The sequence below is a fragment of the Ornithinimicrobium faecis genome (genome assembly GCF_023923225.1).
Lineage (GTDB): Bacteria > Actinomycetota > Actinomycetes > Actinomycetales > Dermatophilaceae > Ornithinicoccus > Ornithinicoccus faecis.
The window spans coordinates 825,981-840,738 of record NZ_CP099489.1 but is presented as its reverse complement, the minus strand read 5'-3'; the positions used below and the strand labels follow the sequence as shown (position 1 = coordinate 840,738).

General features: G+C 70.4%; 16 protein-coding genes. 6 read left to right on the top strand and 10 right to left on the bottom strand.

Annotation, left to right across the window (positions count from 1 at the left end):
* Positions 1-3: 3 nt before the first annotated feature.
* Positions 4-1,980, bottom strand: a complete 1,977-nt coding sequence (locus tag NF556_RS03865) for a M13 family metallopeptidase (protein ID WP_252594193.1) — start codon at positions 1,978-1,980, stop codon at positions 4-6.
* Positions 1,981-2,030: 50 nt separating this feature from the next.
* On the opposite strand from NF556_RS03865, the gene NF556_RS03860 reads away from it, so the two are divergent.
* Together NF556_RS03860 and NF556_RS03855 are read left to right on the top strand one after the other, a co-directional pair.
* Complete coding sequence (locus tag NF556_RS03860; RefSeq protein WP_252594192.1) at positions 2,031-2,663, top strand: GNAT family N-acetyltransferase; 633 nt, start codon at positions 2,031-2,033, stop codon at positions 2,661-2,663.
* Between the two features lie 89 nt (positions 2,664-2,752).
* The gene (locus NF556_RS03855; RefSeq protein WP_252594191.1) at positions 2,753-3,073 is read left to right on the top strand and encodes a hypothetical protein; all 321 of its coding nucleotides are present in this window, start codon (positions 2,753-2,755) and stop codon (positions 3,071-3,073) included.
* Positions 3,074-3,135: 62 nt separating this feature from the next.
* Here the strand turns inward: NF556_RS03855 and NF556_RS03850 are convergent, their stop codons facing one another.
* The gene (locus NF556_RS03850; RefSeq protein WP_252594190.1) at positions 3,136-4,077 is read right to left on the bottom strand and encodes a hydroxymethylglutaryl-CoA lyase; all 942 of its coding nucleotides are present in this window, start codon (positions 4,075-4,077) and stop codon (positions 3,136-3,138) included.
* 12 nt (positions 4,078-4,089) lie between these two features.
* Entirely contained in the window at positions 4,090-4,710 is a 621-nt protein-coding gene (locus NF556_RS03845) for a hypothetical protein (RefSeq protein ID WP_252594189.1), read from the bottom strand.
* 85 nt (positions 4,711-4,795) lie between these two features.
* Here NF556_RS03845 and NF556_RS03840 point away from each other — a divergent pair, with 85 nt between their 5' ends.
* Positions 4,796-5,359 (top strand): GNAT family N-acetyltransferase, encoded by a 564-nt coding sequence (locus NF556_RS03840; RefSeq protein ID WP_252594188.1) that lies wholly within the window; start codon positions 4,796-4,798, stop codon positions 5,357-5,359.
* Between the two features lie 18 nt (positions 5,360-5,377).
* On the opposite strand, the gene NF556_RS03835 is transcribed toward NF556_RS03840, so the two are convergent.
* Positions 5,378-7,108, bottom strand: coding sequence for a hypothetical protein (locus NF556_RS03835; RefSeq protein WP_252594187.1), 1,731 nt, complete (start codon positions 7,106-7,108; stop codon positions 5,378-5,380).
* Between the two features lie 104 nt (positions 7,109-7,212).
* Here NF556_RS03835 and NF556_RS03830 point away from each other — a divergent pair, with 104 nt between their 5' ends.
* Positions 7,213-8,871: a DNA repair helicase XPB gene (locus NF556_RS03830; protein WP_252594186.1), complete on the top strand. Its 1,659-nt coding sequence runs from the start codon at positions 7,213-7,215 to the stop codon at positions 8,869-8,871.
* Here the strand turns inward: NF556_RS03830 and NF556_RS03825 are convergent.
* Positions 8,823-9,539 (bottom strand): phosphatase PAP2 family protein, encoded by a 717-nt coding sequence (locus NF556_RS03825; protein ID WP_252594185.1) that lies wholly within the window; start codon positions 9,537-9,539, stop codon positions 8,823-8,825. The genes NF556_RS03830 and NF556_RS03825 overlap by 49 nt on opposite strands.
* 126 nt (positions 9,540-9,665) lie before the next feature.
* Between NF556_RS03825 and NF556_RS03820 the strand changes: the two genes are divergently transcribed.
* Positions 9,666-10,379, top strand: a complete 714-nt coding sequence (locus tag NF556_RS03820; RefSeq protein ID WP_252594184.1) for a response regulator transcription factor — start codon at positions 9,666-9,668, stop codon at positions 10,377-10,379.
* A gap of 5 nt (positions 10,380-10,384) precedes the next feature.
* Positions 10,385-11,890 carry a sensor histidine kinase gene (locus NF556_RS03815; protein ID WP_252594183.1) on the top strand — a complete coding sequence of 502 codons (1,506 nt, stop codon included), beginning with the start codon at positions 10,385-10,387 and terminating at the stop codon, positions 11,888-11,890.
* Positions 11,891-12,019: 129 nt separating this feature from the next.
* Here the strand turns inward: NF556_RS03815 and NF556_RS03810 are convergent, their stop codons facing one another.
* Genes NF556_RS03810 through NF556_RS03790 form a run of 5 tightly spaced genes read right to left on the bottom strand, consistent with a single transcriptional unit; the run spans position 12,020 to position 14,729 of the window.
* The gene (locus NF556_RS03810; protein ID WP_252594182.1) at positions 12,020-13,270 is read right to left on the bottom strand and encodes an RNA polymerase sigma factor; all 1,251 of its coding nucleotides are present in this window, start codon (positions 13,268-13,270) and stop codon (positions 12,020-12,022) included.
* Positions 13,271-13,297: 27 nt separating this feature from the next.
* A complete protein-coding gene (locus NF556_RS03805; protein WP_252594181.1) occupies positions 13,298-13,645 on the bottom strand; it encodes a YciI family protein in 348 nt (115 codons plus the stop codon).
* 3 nt (positions 13,646-13,648) lie between these two features.
* Positions 13,649-13,999 (bottom strand): YciI family protein, encoded by a 351-nt coding sequence (locus NF556_RS03800; RefSeq protein WP_252594180.1) that lies wholly within the window; start codon positions 13,997-13,999, stop codon positions 13,649-13,651.
* The gene (locus tag NF556_RS03795; protein WP_252594179.1) at positions 13,996-14,349 is read right to left on the bottom strand and encodes a YciI family protein; all 354 of its coding nucleotides are present in this window, start codon (positions 14,347-14,349) and stop codon (positions 13,996-13,998) included. The genes NF556_RS03800 and NF556_RS03795 overlap by 4 nt, the downstream gene beginning before the upstream one ends.
* Positions 14,346-14,729: a YciI family protein gene (locus tag NF556_RS03790; protein ID WP_252594178.1), complete on the bottom strand. Its 384-nt coding sequence runs from the start codon at positions 14,727-14,729 to the stop codon at positions 14,346-14,348. The genes NF556_RS03795 and NF556_RS03790 overlap by 4 nt, the downstream gene beginning before the upstream one ends.
* Positions 14,730-14,758: the final 29 nt, after the last annotated feature.

Below are 14,758 nucleotides of genomic sequence, written 5' to 3'. Positions count from 1 at the left end.
CCCTCAGAAGATCCGGACACGGTCCTGCGGCGTCAGCCACATGCCGTCGCCCTCGGTCACGCCGAACGCCTCGTGGAACGCATCGGCGTTGCGCGCCAGGTTGGCCCGCAGGTCCGACGGGGCGTGCGGGTCGATGGCCAGCAGCCGCTTGGCCTCCTCAGGGCGGGCCTTGCCCTGCCAGACCGCGGCATATCCGAGGAAGAAGCGCTGGTCACCGGTCCAACCGTCGATCTCCGGAGCGGCCTCGCCGGTGGCCAGCCGGTAGGCGTGCAGCGACACCGCCAAACCGCACAAGTCACCGATGTTCTCGCCGACGGTCAGGTCGCCATTGACCTTTGTGCCGGGAGCGTTGCGGGTCTCCAGGTCGTCGAACTGCGCGATCAGCTGCTGGGCGCGCTCGTCGAAGGCGGCGCGGTCCGCCTCGGTCCACCAGTCGGTCAGCGAGCCGTCACCGGCATAGCGCGAGCCCTGGTCGTCGAAGCCGTGCCCGACCTCGTGCGCGATGACCGCGCCGATGCCGCCGTAGTTGACGGCGTCGTCGGCGTCCACGTCGAAGAACGGGGGCTGCAGGATCGCGGCCGGGAAGACGACCTCGTTGAGCATCGGGTGGTAGTAGGCGTTGACCGTCTGCGGGGTCATCATCCACTCCTCGCGGTCGATCGGCCCACCGATCCGCGCGACCTCGTGGTCGACGTCCGCGGCGTTGCCGCGACGCACGTTGCCCAGCAGATCACCGGCCTCGACGCTGTAGGTCGAGTAGTCCCGCCAGCGTGAGGGGTGCCCGATCTTGGGCCGGAAAGCAGCCAGCTTGTCCAGGGCCTTGAGCCGTGTCTCCTCCCCCATCCACTCCAGCTCGGAGATCCGGACGCGGAACGCGGCGAGCAGGTTGTCGATCAGTCCGGCCATGCGCTCACCGGCCTCCGGCGGGTAGTGCCGCTCGACATAGATCTTGCCGACCTCCTCGCCGATCAGCTGCTCGACCAGGGCGACCCCGCGGCGCCAGCGCTCCTTGTTCTCCGGGGTGCCGGTCAGCGTGCGGCCGTGGAAGTCGAAGGACGCCTCGACGAAGTCGTCGCTCAGATAGCTCGCGCTGCTGTCGAGCAGGCGCACCGTCAGCCAGGCCCGCCAGTCAGCAGTCGACACCTCGCGCAGCGCCTCCGCGGCGGCGGACAGGAAGTCGGACTGTCGGGCGACCACGTGGTCCAGGGCCCCGGCGGGGAGACCGAGCCCCTCGGCATACGCCCTCCAGTCCCACCCGGGAGTGGCCTCAGTGAGCTCGGCGTGCGACCAACGGGTGTAGGACTTCACGGCGTCGCGCGCCGCGACCCGGTCCCAGTGCGCCGCCGCGATCCGGGTCTCCAGGTCGAAGACGCGCTGTGCGGCGTCCGCGCCCAGGTCGAGCCCGGCCTCCGCGAGGGCGGGAGCGGCGAGGTCCAGGAGCGTCCCGAGGTAGGCCACATAGGCCGTTCGCGCGTCGGCGTGCTCGTCGTCGGTGTAGTAGGCCTCGTCCGGCAGGCCGATGCCGCCCTGCTGCAGGTAGGCGATGTATTCGTCGGGGTTGCCGGCATCGGCGGTCACGAACAGATAGACCAGCGCGTCGACGCCGCCGCGCTGCAGCCGCGCGGACTCCTGGACGATCGCCGACGGGTCGCTCACCGCGGCGATCGAGCGCAGATCCTCCACGAGCGGGGTGGCGCCGAGCTGCGCGATCCGCTCGGTGTCCATGAACGAGGCATAGAGGTCCCCGACCTTGCGCTCGGCGCTGCCCGGCTCCGCCTCGCTCGAGGCTGCCGCGCTCTCCTCGATGAGCGCGCGGACGTCGGCCTCCGCGTTTTCCCGCAGGATGTCGAAGGCGCCATAGCGGCCCTTGTCCGCGGGGATCTGCGTGCTGGCGAGCCAGCCGCCGTTGACGTGCTCGAACAGGTCGTCCTGCGGACGGACGTCCGGGTTCATGAACTCTCGGCGGACTCCGGACTTCATCGGCAAGGCTCCCCTGGTGTCGTGTGGTGTTTTCCGTAGGCTACCGATCCGTGAACACCATCCCACCAACGGGCGAGTCCCTGGTCGGTCGGACTGTCCGGCTGGACCCGACCGTCCCGACCGACGCAGAGGGGCTCCACGCGGTCTACGCCGACCCCTCGGCATACGAGCAGGGCTTTGCGATGAGCCGGCCCCACACCGAGCTGGAGGAGACCCGCCACCTGGTGGAGACAGCCGTCGCGGCCCGAGCTGCGGACGGGACCGGGCGCACGGCCTTCACGATCCGCCTGGTGGGCGACAGCGATCTGGGGGAAGCCGGGACCACCGTCGGGACCAGCTCGTTGGGCGACGTCGACCTGGCGCGCGAGCACGTGCACCTGGGCTGGACGTTCTATGGCTCGCGCTGGTGGGGCACGGCCGTCAACCCGGAGGCCAAGCTGCTGTTGCTGACCCACGCCTTCGAGACGTGTGGGTTCGGGCGGGTCAAGATCCAGACCGATGTGATCAACGAGCGCTCCCAGGCGGCGATCCGCAAGCTGGGCGCGATCCGTGAGGGCACGACCCGGCGCGATGTGCCCCGTGCCGACGGCAGCTGGCGGGACTCGGCCGTCTTCTCGATCCTGGTCGACGAGTGGCCGGCGGTGCGAGCTGGCCTCCTGGACCGGCTGGGCCCGACCGGCTGATCGTGCACCGCTCACGCTGAGCACTGGCCCCGCGGAGTCGCGGCGGGTTAACGTCGAGGCACACCGACCGGACGACGAGACGAGACACCGTGAGCATCGCAGGCGGCCTGTTCAACACCAACAACAAGAAGGACGACATCGGCGACACCAAGTCGACCGCCGATGGCGAGGCGTCCGCGGCCCCGGCACCCGAGGTGGACCTGACCACCTCCATCCCGGGCTTCGAGGACGACACGGACGAGGGCCTGCTGATCGAGACCGGCGGGGAGTTCGGTGACGTCGAGGGCGTCGCACCTGACTCGGCCAGCACCGAGGGCGTGGAGTCCGTGGCGGAGTCGGCGCAGGGCGAGGGCGACTTCGACTATGACCCGGACTCCGCCGAGCAGGAGCGCCTGGACCCAGAGTCCTGAGCCAGCCCAGAGTCCTGAGCCAGCCGGCCCTTGAGTCAGCCCTGAGCCCCTCCTGAGCGGGCTCAGCTGCCGGAGAGCGCCTTGACCACCCGCGAGGGGGACGGGCGACCGAGCTGCTCGGCCATCCAGACGCTGGTCTCGACGAGCGCGTCGAGGTCCGTGCCGTGCTCGATGCCCAGGCCCTCCAGGGTCCAGACCAGGTCCTCGGTCGCCAGGTTGCCGGTGGCCGACTTGGCATAGGGGCAGCCGCCGAGCCCGCCGGTGCTCGCGTCGACGACGCCCACGCCGTGGGAGAGGGCGGTCACGGTGTTGGCCAGCGCCTGGCCATAGGTGTCGTGGAAGTGGACACCGATCTGGTCGACGCCGATCCCGGCGTCGTCGAGAGCGTCCAGCAGGCGGGCGACGTGGCCGGTCGTGCCGACCCCGATCGTGTCGCCGAGGGAGAGCTGGTCGCAGCCCAGGTCCATCAGGCGGGAGCAGACGTCCACGACCTGGCTGATCGGGACCGGGCCCTCCCACGGGTCGCCGAAGCACATCGAGACATAGCCGCGCACCCACGCCCCGGAGTCCAGGGCTCGGCGCACGACGGGCGCGAACATCTCCAGCGACTCCCCGACCGTGCGGTTCAGGTTCTTGCGGGCGAAGGTCTCGGTGGCGCTGCCGAAGACCGCGACGGCCTTGACGCCCCGCTCCAACGCCCGGTCCAACCCGCGCTCGTTGGGCACCAGGACGGGCCGCTGCTGCCCGAGGGCAAGGGGCCCGAGCAGGTCGAGCAGCTCCTCGGCGTCCCCGAGCTGCGGCACCCACTTCGCCGGGACAAAGGAGGTCAGCTCGACGGTCTGCAGACCGGCCGCGACCAGCCGCCGCACGAACTCGGCCTTGACCTCGACCGGCACCACGGACTTCTCGTTCTGCAGGCCGTCTCGGGGGCCGACCTCATAGATCGTGACCTGCTCCGGGAATCCGGAGGCTGGCTCGGTCATCGGCAACGTCCTGGTCGTCATGGCGTCATCATCTCAGGCGCGGGCGTCGCCTTGCCAGGCGCGGGCGTCGGCCTCCTGCAGGCTCTCGAGCAGGCCGGCCAGCGGTGGCGGGACCTGGTCCGGCGTCAGGGCAGCGGCCATCGCCCCGGCCAGCAGGATCTTGCGCCCGGAGGCGACCCCGCAGAACCGGTGCAGGCGCGCGGTGAGCGGACGACCGGCCCACGCCGGCTGCCGACTGAACGCGGCGAAGCGGCCACTCAGCCGCTGCTCCTCGAGCACCTCCAGACACCGCTGCGGGCCCAGGGCACGGATCAGCTCGTCCTCCAGGTCGCGGTCACAGACAAAGAACGCCTCCTCGCTCAACTCCTGCGGCGCGGCGATGGCGCGCCCGACGCGTTGCAGCGCCCGCAGCACCACCCTGGCCTCCCCCGCGTCGCACAGTCCGACGACGCGAGGGGACGGGTCGGCATGCGCCGCTCGCCGCAGGTGCGCCCCGACGTTCGTCACCCCGCCCAGATCGACCAGCTCGTATGCGGAGCGCTCCCCTGCCCCTTCCTGCGCGGCCAGCAGGGTGGTCACCGCGGCAACGTCGCTCGGGCCCTCGAGGAGCACGAGCGTGGCTGGGGGCTGCCCGGCGACCGGCATGTTCCTCATCGTGCCTCCGCGCGCACAAGATCGCGACCGGCTTATCGCAGGAAAGGGTTCGCAGAACGCGTGCCCGCTGGCTAGCGTCGACGGGATGACCCGACCGTTGAGTGACCTGAGCTGGCCACGGTCCACGGCACGACTGGCCCTGCGGCCGGCCACACCGGAGGACGTCGCGGCGATCTATGGCTATCGCAGCCTGCCGGAGGTCGGGCATTGGCTCACCCGCCTGCCCACGGACCGGGACTCCTTCACCCGTCACATGATCGAGCACCTGGAGGTGGTGCTGGTCGTCGAGCACGAGGGGCGGCTCGTCGGCGACCTGATGCTGCGAGTCCACGACGCGTGGTCCCAGGCCGAGGCAGCCGAGCAGGCCAAGGACGCCCAGGCCGAGATCGGGTGGGCGCTCGCACCGCAGGCTCAAGGGCGAGGCTTTGCGACCGAGGCGGTGTCCGAGCTCATCACCATCACCTTCGAGCTCGGCGTGCGCCGCATCGAGGCCAGTTGTTTCGCCGACAACGAGGGCTCCTGGCGACTCATGGAACGGGTCGGGATGCGCCGCGAGGGGCACCACCTGCGGGACACCTTGCACCGGGACGGCACCTGGCACGACGGGATCGTCTACGGACTGCTGGCCGACGAGTGGGCCAGCAGGTGACGGTCGGCCGCTGACGGGTCAGCCGCAGGCACCGATCGCGTCGGCGGGGCGGGTCGTGCCGTCCTGGCGCAGCACCAGATAGCTCGGCACCTGCGTGGGCGGCCCGTAGTCCCGATCGAAAGCAGCCAGGATCGGGTCGCGCGCAACGACCTCCGCCCAGCCACCGGACGCCTCGAGGAGACCGGCATGCACGAAGACGACGTCCGGCCACCGATCGTGCTCGGCCATCCACTCCACGCCGACGGCCTTGGCCGCGCCGAAGTCAGCCAACCACAGCAGCGGCGTGTCCATCCGCGCCGTTGAGTAGGCATAGCCCGCGGGAGCACCCCAGAAGAACACGCTGTCGCCGGGATCCACCCAGCCCTCGACGGCTGCCCTCATCCGGCAGTCCTCGTCCACGATGCTCTCGCGCGTCAGCAGACCGGCGAGCGGCCCACCCGACACGCGCGCGTCGAGTCGATCGGGCGAGGAGTCCCAGAACACCCGCAGCGTGTGCACCCCACACAGGGACACCAGGACAGCGCCCGCGGCCACGACCGCGAGGAGCTGACTGCGGTGCCGGGCCAGGAGCAGCAGCGTGGCCAGCACCGCGACGCCCACGAACGGCTGCACGGGAGCTGCCGCGACACCCCACTTGGCGCTGGCGGAGGACGTCATGGACAACGACACCAGCCCGAGCAGCGCAGGGGGCCCGGTCAGCACGAGCAGTTGCCGCAGCCGCCGGTCACCGGAGTCGCGGACCAGCAGGACCAGGGCGGGAGCCAGCAGCATCGCGACCAGCACGAGGTATGCCGAGGCGACCGGGCCGAGGAGCAGCTCATCTGGGGCCGTCTGCCGGGCGGCCCAGATCAGTGCCAGGCCGAGCGCGACCGGGGCGGCGGCGGCCGAGACCACTCGCCAGCGCAGCGGCACGCGAGGGACCGTGGCCACCACGCCCAGGAGCAGGGCCGGGATGTTGCGCCAGGCCAGCAGCCCCTCGGCGTGCATCCCCACCGACCGGAGTAACCGCTCCCAGGGGGAGATCCGGCCGGCTTGATAGTCGGCCGTGAAGGTCACGGTGTCCGCCAGTGTCCCGAAGCCCGGGCCGGCCAGGACCGCCAGGACGACCAGCAGCGAGACCCCCAGCCCGCCGGTGAGCAGCCCGCGCACCACCTGTCCCCGCCCCGCCAACACCAGGAGAATGATCGCGAGCAGGGCGGCGGGCGGCAGCGTCGCCGGGTGGGACAGGACGGAGAACGCGAGCGCGGCACCGGCGAGGGCCGCCCACCGTCCGCTCCCCCGCTGCAGCGCGGCGAAGGCGGCGCACGTGGCCAGCCCCAGCCCGAGGACCGGCCCGGTGTTGTAGCTGGTGATGAGCAGGGAGTAGGGCGTGGCCAGCAGCATCAGGGTCACGGCGAGGAAGGCCAGCACCGGCGGCGCTCCGGTGCGCAGGCCGCGATAGGCGAGCCACCCCACAGCGAGCGCGAACAGCACATAGAACAGCCGCGAGGCCAGGACGATCCCGTCGACGCCGACCACCTGCAGCCACAGCCACGTGAACGGCACCGCTGGCAGGGAACCCAGGGCCTGCAGGTTCAGCTCGTCGGACAGTGGGGCATCGCCTTGGGCCATCCGCATCGCCAGCGCCACCACGTGCGTGCCGTCGGCCAGGTCCGCCCCCGTGGCGGCCCGCCACACCGCAAACGCCACGACCAGCAGTGTGCCGACCGCCACCAGGGCTCGCTCCTGGCGTCTGCGGGCTGGCTGCACCCGGGCATCCTCGCAGAGCCAGGCCCACCCGACGCAGAACCAGACCCACCCACAAGGACGCGGTGCCGGGAATGCCGACCCCTCGGCATACCGTTGCCCTCACGATGAATGGCCCACTGATTGTCCAGTCCGACAAGACCCTGCTGCTCGAGGTCGACCACGACCAGGCCGAGGAGGCGCGACGTGCCGTCGCGCCCTTCGCCGAGCTCGAGCGGGCGCCGGAGCACGTGCACACCTATCGCGTCACCCCGCTGGGGCTGTGGAACGCTCGGGCGGCCGGGCACGACGCCGAGCAGGTCGTCGACGCCCTGGTCACGCACAGCCGCTATCCGGTGCCCAACTCGCTGCTGCTGGACATCGCCGAGACGATGGACCGCTATGGCCGGCTGACGCTGGAGAAGGACGACTCCACCGACCCCGGCCGACTGCTGCTGCGCACGACCGACCGCGCGGTGCTCGAGGAGATCCTGCGGCACAAGAAGATCAAGCCGCTGATCGGCGAGCGCGTCGACCCCGACACCGTCGTGGTGCACTCCTCCGAGCGGGGCCACCTCAAGCAGGAGCTGATCAAGGTCGGCTGGCCCGCCGAGGACCTGGCGGGCTATGTCGACGGCGAGAAGCACCCCATCGACCTGCTGCTGGAGGACTGGTCGCTGCGGCCCTACCAGCAGCAGGCGGTCGATGGTTTCTGGGACGGCGGGTCAGGGGTCGTCGTGCTGCCCTGTGGCGCAGGCAAGACCCTGGTGGGCGCCGGCGCGATGGCCAGGTCAGGCACCACCACCCTGATCCTGGTCACCAACACCGTGTCGGCCCGCCAGTGGCGCGACGAGCTGCTCGCCCGCACCTCTCTGACCGAGGACGAGATCGGCGAATACAGCGGCACCCGCAAGGAGATCCGCCCGGTCACGATCGCGACCTACCAGGTGATGACCACCAAGCGGCAGGGCGTCTATCGGCACCTGGACCTGCTGGACGCCCGCGACTGGGGCCTGATCGTCTATGACGAGGTGCACCTGCTGCCCGCCCCGATCTTCCGGATGACCGCCGACCTGCAGGCCCGGCGCCGACTGGGGCTGACCGCGACGCTGGTGCGCGAGGACGGCCGGGAGTCCGAGGTGTTCACCCTCATCGGGCCCAAGCGCTATGACGCCCCGTGGAAGGACATCGAGGCGCAGGGTTACATCGCCCCGGCCGACTGTGTCGAGGTGCGGGTCACCCTGTCGGACTCGATGCGGATGGCGTATGCCGTGGCGGAGCCCGACGAGCGTTATCGGTTCGCCTCCTGCGCGCCGGCCAAGGACAAGGTGGTCGACGAGCTGGTCGAGCGGCACCGGGGCCAGCAGACGCTGGTCATCGGGCAGTATCTCGACCAGCTGCACACGCTGTCCGAGCGGCTGGACGCGCCGCTGATCACCGGGGAGACCACGGTCGCCGAGCGACAGAAGCTGTTTGCTGCCTTCCGGACCGGTGAGATCAGCCTGCTGGTGGTCAGCAAGGTCGCCAACTTTTCCATCGACCTGCCCGAGGCCTCGGTCGCGATCCAGGTCTCCGGCACCTTCGGCTCCCGGCAGGAGGAGGCCCAGAGGCTCGGCCGGGTGCTGCGACCGAAGGGCGATGGTCGCACCGCGCACTTCTACACCGTGGTGGCCCGAGACACCGTCGACGCCGAGTTCGCCGCCCACCGGCAGCGCTTCCTGGCGGAGCAGGGCTATGCCTATCGGATCGTCGATGCCGAGGACCTGGGCACGCTCAACCCCGTCTGACCTCTGCGTCGCTGAGCACGAGCGGTGAGCGCCCGGTCGGTGTTCACCAGCAGGCGGAGCAGCAGCCCGCCGGCGAGGAGGCCACCGACCAGGTCAGTGGGCCAGTGGAAGCCGAGATAGAACGAGACAGCAACCGCGCCGGCCGCGATCAGCAGCACGACCCAGAAGGTCCGGGTCCGCATCCTGCTGTCGGGGTGGGCGTAGGTGCGCAGCAGATAGGCCGCGGCGCCGTAGATGAGCACCGCCTCGGCCGCATGCCCCGAGGGATAGGCGATGCCATAGCTGCCGTGCACGAAGAACCCACCGGAGAAGAACGATCCATCACCGACCGCGGGTGAGGAGCGGGCCAGCAGCACCTTCAGCCCACCGATCCCCGCATAGAAGGCGGCCTCGGCGGCGAGCGCGATGAGCACCGGGTGCCAGGTGCGGTGCCGCAGCGCCAACCAGATCGCCACAGCTGCCAGCACCGGCAGACAGACCGCCTGGCCCGCGACGGCGTTGGGCACGGCGTCGAGGAAGTCGTGCCAGTTCGGGGTGTAGCGGCGCGACCAGTAGGCCTGCAGGTCATGGTCCAAGCCGCGCAGTGGCCCGGTGGCCGCCAGCACCGTCACCACGACGAAGGCTCCGCCCAGCACGGGAGCGGAGGTCAGCTTGGGGAGACGGTGCATCAGGGCAGGCATCGTATGCCGCAACCTTGGGTTTTCCTGTGCGCGCACCGATGCGTGGCGCACCGGGGCGGCAGACCACAGGGGTCTGTCAGGAAGTTCTCAGGTTTCGGTCACACACTGGAGATCATGAGTGCACCCGAGGCCACCCTGCTCGTTGTTGAGGACGAGACCAACATCCGCGAGCTGCTCACCACGAGCCTGAAGTTCGCGGGCTTTGAGGTCCACGCGGCCCCGGACGGCCACACCGCGATGCGGCTGGCGGAGGAGCACGAGATCGACCTGGCCGTCATGGACGTCATGCTGCCGGACATGGACGGCTTCACCGTCACCCGGCGCCTGCGCGACAACGGCCGCGACCTGCCGGTCCTCTTCCTCACTGCCCGCGACAGCCTGGACGACAAGGTCAAGGGGCTGACCGTCGGCGGCGATGACTATGTCACCAAGCCGTTCAGCCTCGAGGAGGTCGTCGCCCGGATCCGGGCGGTGCTGCGCCGCACCCAGAACGTCGAGCCCGAGGACGAGGAGACCACGCTGCGCGTGGCCGACCTGGAGCTCGACGAGGACCGCCACGAGGTCACCCGGGCGGGGCGCGTCATCGACGTCTCCCCCACCGAGTTCAAGCTGTTGCGTTATCTGATGCTCAACGCCAACCGGGTGCTGTCCAAGGCCCAGATCCTCGACCACGTCTGGGACTACGACTTCCGCGGCGAGATGGGCATCGTGGAGTCCTACATCTCCTACCTGCGCCGCAAGGTCGACACCGAGGGCGAGCCGATGATCCACACCAAGCGTGGCGTCGGCTACGTCCTGCGCGAGCCGCGCGACTCCGAGAGCGCCTGACCCCCGTGGGGTGGATCGGCTCCTCGCGCCGGTCCGCCGTCACGCGGCTGCACAACCTGTCGCTGACGGCGCGACTGGTGACCGTGGTCGTGATCCTCGTGCTCAGCGCCTATGTCATCACCACCGTCCTGACCGCGACCCTGCTGCGGGACTATCTGACCGACCGCACCGACACCGACCTGCAGGCCTACATCAAGCCCTTGGCGCAGCAGGCCGTCTTCGACATCGGTGGCCAGCAGTCGCCCGACGTGGTCACCCCCAGCCCGTACTACCTCATGATCACCAGCCCGGACGGGCGCTCCTACCAGACACCGCCGGTGGGCGGGGACCAGATTCCCGACATCGGCACGGTGGGCATCGGGGACGAGCGCATCGGCGAGGGACCGTTCACGGTGCCGTCCCAGGACGGCGACTCGCAGTGGCGAGTCCTGCTAGCGCGCTACTCCAGCACCACCGGCGACGGCACGGTGGCTGTCGCCCTTCCGCTCTCAACCGTCAGCAACACGGTCAAGCAACTCATCGTGCTGACCACCGTCGTCGGCCTGGTCACCCTCATCGCGGTCGCTCTCATCAGCTGGTTCGCCGTCCGACGAGCCTTCCGCCCCCTGACCCGCATCGAGGACACTGCCGCAGCGATCGCCGCCGGAGATCTGACCAGGCGCATCCCTGACCGGCAGGCCAATGACGAGGTCGCCTCCCTCTCCGACTCGCTCAACGCGATGCTCGCCCAGATCGAGCAGTCCTTCGCGGTGCGTGAGGCCTCCGAGCGCCGCATGCGGCAGTTCGTCGCGGACGCCTCCCACGAGCTGCGCACACCGCTCGCCACGGTCAAGGGTTATGCCGAGCTCTATCGCGTCGGTGGGGTGACCGAGCCCGAGGACGTCGCCTCGGCCATGCGCCGTGTGGAGAACGAGTCCTCCCGGATGGCCCGGCTCGTCGAGGACCTGCTCCTGCTGACCCGCCTCGACACCACCCCGCACCGCCCGCACGACGACGTGGACCTGATGGTCGTGGCCAACGACGTCGTGCAGGACGCCCGCGTCCGGGCGCCCGAGCGGCCCCTCGCGCTGCACCGCTACGGCACCGCCAACGGGTCGGTCATCGTGCCGGGCGACGACTTCGCGCTGCGCCAGGTGCTCACCAACCTGGTCGCCAACGCCGTGGCCCACACCCCGGCGGACAGTGCGGTGGACGTGCTCGTCGGGCAGACCGACACTGCGGCCATCATCGAGATCGCCGACCACGGCCCGGGCATCTCTCCGGAGGCCGCCCAGCGCGTCTTCGAGCGGTTCTACCGCGCGGATCCCTCCCGCACCCGCGGCCCGGGCAGCAGCGGCGGCACCGGCCTGGGGCTGTCGATCGTGGCCTCGATCGTGTCGCGCCACGGCGGCACGGTCAGTCACCGTCCCACCCCCGGAGGCGGTGCGACCTTCCGGGTCGAGCTGCCTCGCAGGGCACCAGCCGCGAGCACCCCCGAGACTCCCAAGGGCCGCCCCTCCACGGAGACGTGACACTGGTGCGGCTCAAGGCACCAATGGGTCGGGTGGTGCGGCTCACGGCACCAATGGGTCGGGTGGTGCACCTCACGGCACCAATGGGTCGGCTGGTGCGCCTCAGCACACCAATGTCACGTCCTGGAGTTAGGGACTGCTCCTGCCCAGAGCCGCCAGCCGACCGTGCAGGAAGGCGAGCTCGGACTCGTTGCGGCACAGCGCAATCGCCTCCTCGTAGGCCGCCCGCGCATCGGTGACCCGACCTGACCGGACCAACAACTCCGCTCGCACGGACGCGGGGCGGTGACTGCTCGGCATACGGACCTGATCGAGGGCTGCCAGGCCAGCCTCCGGGCCCTGCGCCTCGGCCACCGCGACGGCGCGGGCGAGCCGGGCTGCCGGGGACGGCGCAACCTGCAGCAGGAGGTCATAGTGCTGCACGATCCGCTCCCACCGGGTGCTGCCCGCGGACTCGGCCGTGGCGTGCTCGGCCGCGATCCTGGCCTGGACGACATAGGCCGCGCCCTGCTGGGTCATCCGTCGCGCAGGACCGAGGGAGCGCAGCAGCGACAGGGCCTCAGCCACCTCGTCGGTGTGCCACCGGGACCGGTCCTGATCGGCGAGCAGGACGACCTGACCGTCGGGTCCAACCCGCGCGTCTCGACGGGAGTGCTGCAAGAGCATGAGCGCGAGCAGGGCCACGAGCACCGGCTCGGTCGGTCGCTGTGCCAGCACCACGCGCACCAGCCGGACCGCCTCCCCCGCCAGGTCCGCGCGCAGCAGGTCGGGCCCGCTGCCGGGTGCATAACCGGCGGTGAACGCGAGATAGGCCGTCTGGGCCACGGTGTCGAGCCGGTCGGGGAGCACGTCGGCACCGGGCACGGAGAACGGGATGCCGGCCGCGACGATCTTCTTCTTGGCCCGGGTGATCCGGGCGGCCATGGTCGGCTCGGGGACGAGGAAGAGGCGGGCCACGTCATAGGTGCTCACGCCCAGCACCAGGCGCAGCGTCAGAGCGCTGGCGGCCTCCGCCCCCAGGGCCGGGTGCGTGCACATCAGCACCAGTCGCAGCAGGTCGTCCTCGACCAGATCGCCCGTGTCTGCCATGGCTGCTGTCCGCTCCTGTCCCGCCTGCGCCTCGGTGACGAGCAGGGGCGCACGCCGCTGTCGCATCGCCTCGGCCCGGAGCCGGTCCAGGACGCGACGGTTGGCGGCCCGGTTGAGCCAGCCCGCCGGGTTGTCGGGGACCCCGTCGCGGGGCCACGTGCGGGCCGCGGCCTCCACCGCGTCGCCGAGGGCGTCCTCGACCAGGTCCAGCCGCCGATAGCGCGCAAGGAGCAGGGCGATCAGCCGGCCCCACTCCTCGCGCACCACGCGCTCGAGCGCTTCGTCAGTCATGGCATCGTGCTCACGTGCCGATGTCCCTCACGTGATCGAGATGGTCGGCCGGATCTCGAGCGAATAGGACGGCGGCAGCAGCTTCACGGCCTCGATCGCCGTGTCCAGGTCGGGCAACTCCACCTCGTAGTAGCCGCCGATCATCTCCGCGGTCTCGGCGAACGGGCCGTCGGAGACCACCACCTCACCGTCGACGTGCCGCACGGTGGTCGCCGTATCCGCATCGTCCAGGGCGGCGCTGGCCACCTCCTTGCCGTGCTCGGCGACGTAGGCGGAGAACGCTCCGTGCTGTTCAAAGAACTGCGCCCGGACCTCCTCGGAGGCGGTGCTCCAGTCCATCGGCTCGTAGGCAATCAGGATCAGATAGCGCTTCATCGCTCACATCTCCTGGACGGGGTTGATCTGCATGTCATAGGCCGGGAGCTCAGCCAGCAGCTCGACGAGCACGTCGCGGTCGGGCACCTCGATGAGATAGAACCCGCCGAGTCCTTCCACGGCCTCGGCGTAGGGCCCGTCCGTCACCGTGAGCTGGCCCTCGCGGGTGCGCACGGTCGCGGCGGAGTCTCCGTCCTGGAGCGCCTCGCCCGACAGGATCGTGACGCCCTCGCGGGCGGCACACGCCTCGTCGAATGCCCCAAACTTCTCCATGAGGGCACCCTGCTCCTCCGGGGTCAGCCCGTCCCAGGGCTTCTCTTCGCCGTCTGCCATCAGCAGGACCACGAACTTCATGACGCCTCCACCTCACCAATCGGGCTGATCTGCAGGTCATACGGTGGCAGGTGCTTGGTCAGCTCCAGCAGCGTCTCCAGGTCTGGCGTCTCGACGACGTAGAGGCCGCCCAGCTGCTCAACCGCCTCGGCATATGGCCCTTCGGTCACGCTGCGCTGGCCGCCGCGGGTCCGCACCACGGTCGGCACCCCATCGAGCGCCTCCCCCGTCAGGATGGTCACGCCCTCGCGGGCCGTGCACGCTGCGCCGAAGTCGTCATGCTGCTGCATGGCCACGGCCTGCTGCTCAGTCGTCTGTTCGTCCCACGGCGGCATCTCGCCCTCGGACATCAGGAACAGAGCGAATTTCATGACGCTGCCTCCTCGGTCGATGCCGCCCGGTCCTCTGGCTGGACGGTGCGCCGGATCTCGACACCGTCACCGAGCGCAGCGATGATCTTGGCGCACTCGGTCAGGTCGTCCAGATCGTCGGTCTCGACCATGTAGAACCCGCCCACCTGCTCTGCGGACTCGGTGAACGGCCCGTCGGTCACGGTCTGCCCGCCGGGCTGGACGGTGCGCGCCTCTGCCGTCGCGTGCAACTCCGCACCTCCGGTGATCCGGTGTCCCCGCCTGGTGAGTTCCTCACCGAACCGGGTGTACTCGGAGTACCCGTCCTCGCGCTCCTGTCGGCTCATCGTGGACCACCAACGGTCGGCGTCGCCCACGATCACCACCATGTATTCGGTCATAGTTCGATCCTTCCTGGTCTGGGCCAGCG

Coding starts and splice junctions, on each gene's coding strand:
- NF556_RS03845 (WP_252594189.1), bottom strand. CDS start 4,710: ATGAGGAACATGCCGGTCGCCGGGCAGCCCCCAGCCACGCTCGTGCTC.
- NF556_RS03830 (WP_252594186.1), top strand. CDS start 7,213: ATGAATGGCCCACTGATTGTCCAGTCCGACAAGACCCTGCTGCTCGAG.
- NF556_RS03805 (WP_252594181.1), bottom strand. CDS start 13,645: ATGAAGCGCTATCTGATCCTGATTGCCTACGAGCCGATGGACTGGAGC.
- NF556_RS03820 (WP_252594184.1), top strand. CDS start 9,666: ATGAGTGCACCCGAGGCCACCCTGCTCGTTGTTGAGGACGAGACCAAC.
- NF556_RS03840 (WP_252594188.1), top strand. CDS start 4,796: ATGACCCGACCGTTGAGTGACCTGAGCTGGCCACGGTCCACGGCACGA.
- NF556_RS03790 (WP_252594178.1), bottom strand. CDS start 14,729: ATGACCGAATACATGGTGGTGATCGTGGGCGACGCCGACCGTTGGTGG.
- NF556_RS03810 (WP_252594182.1), bottom strand. CDS start 13,270: ATGACTGACGAAGCGCTCGAGCGCGTGGTGCGCGAGGAGTGGGGCCGG.
- NF556_RS03825 (WP_252594185.1), bottom strand. CDS start 9,539: ATGCACCGTCTCCCCAAGCTGACCTCCGCTCCCGTGCTGGGCGGAGCC.
- NF556_RS03865 (WP_252594193.1), bottom strand. CDS start 1,980: ATGAAGTCCGGAGTCCGCCGAGAGTTCATGAACCCGGACGTCCGTCCG.
- NF556_RS03800 (WP_252594180.1), bottom strand. CDS start 13,999: ATGAAGTTCGTGGTCCTGCTGATGGCAGACGGCGAAGAGAAGCCCTGG.
- NF556_RS03795 (WP_252594179.1), bottom strand. CDS start 14,349: ATGAAATTCGCTCTGTTCCTGATGTCCGAGGGCGAGATGCCGCCGTGG.
- NF556_RS03850 (WP_252594190.1), bottom strand. CDS start 4,077: ATGACGACCAGGACGTTGCCGATGACCGAGCCAGCCTCCGGATTCCCG.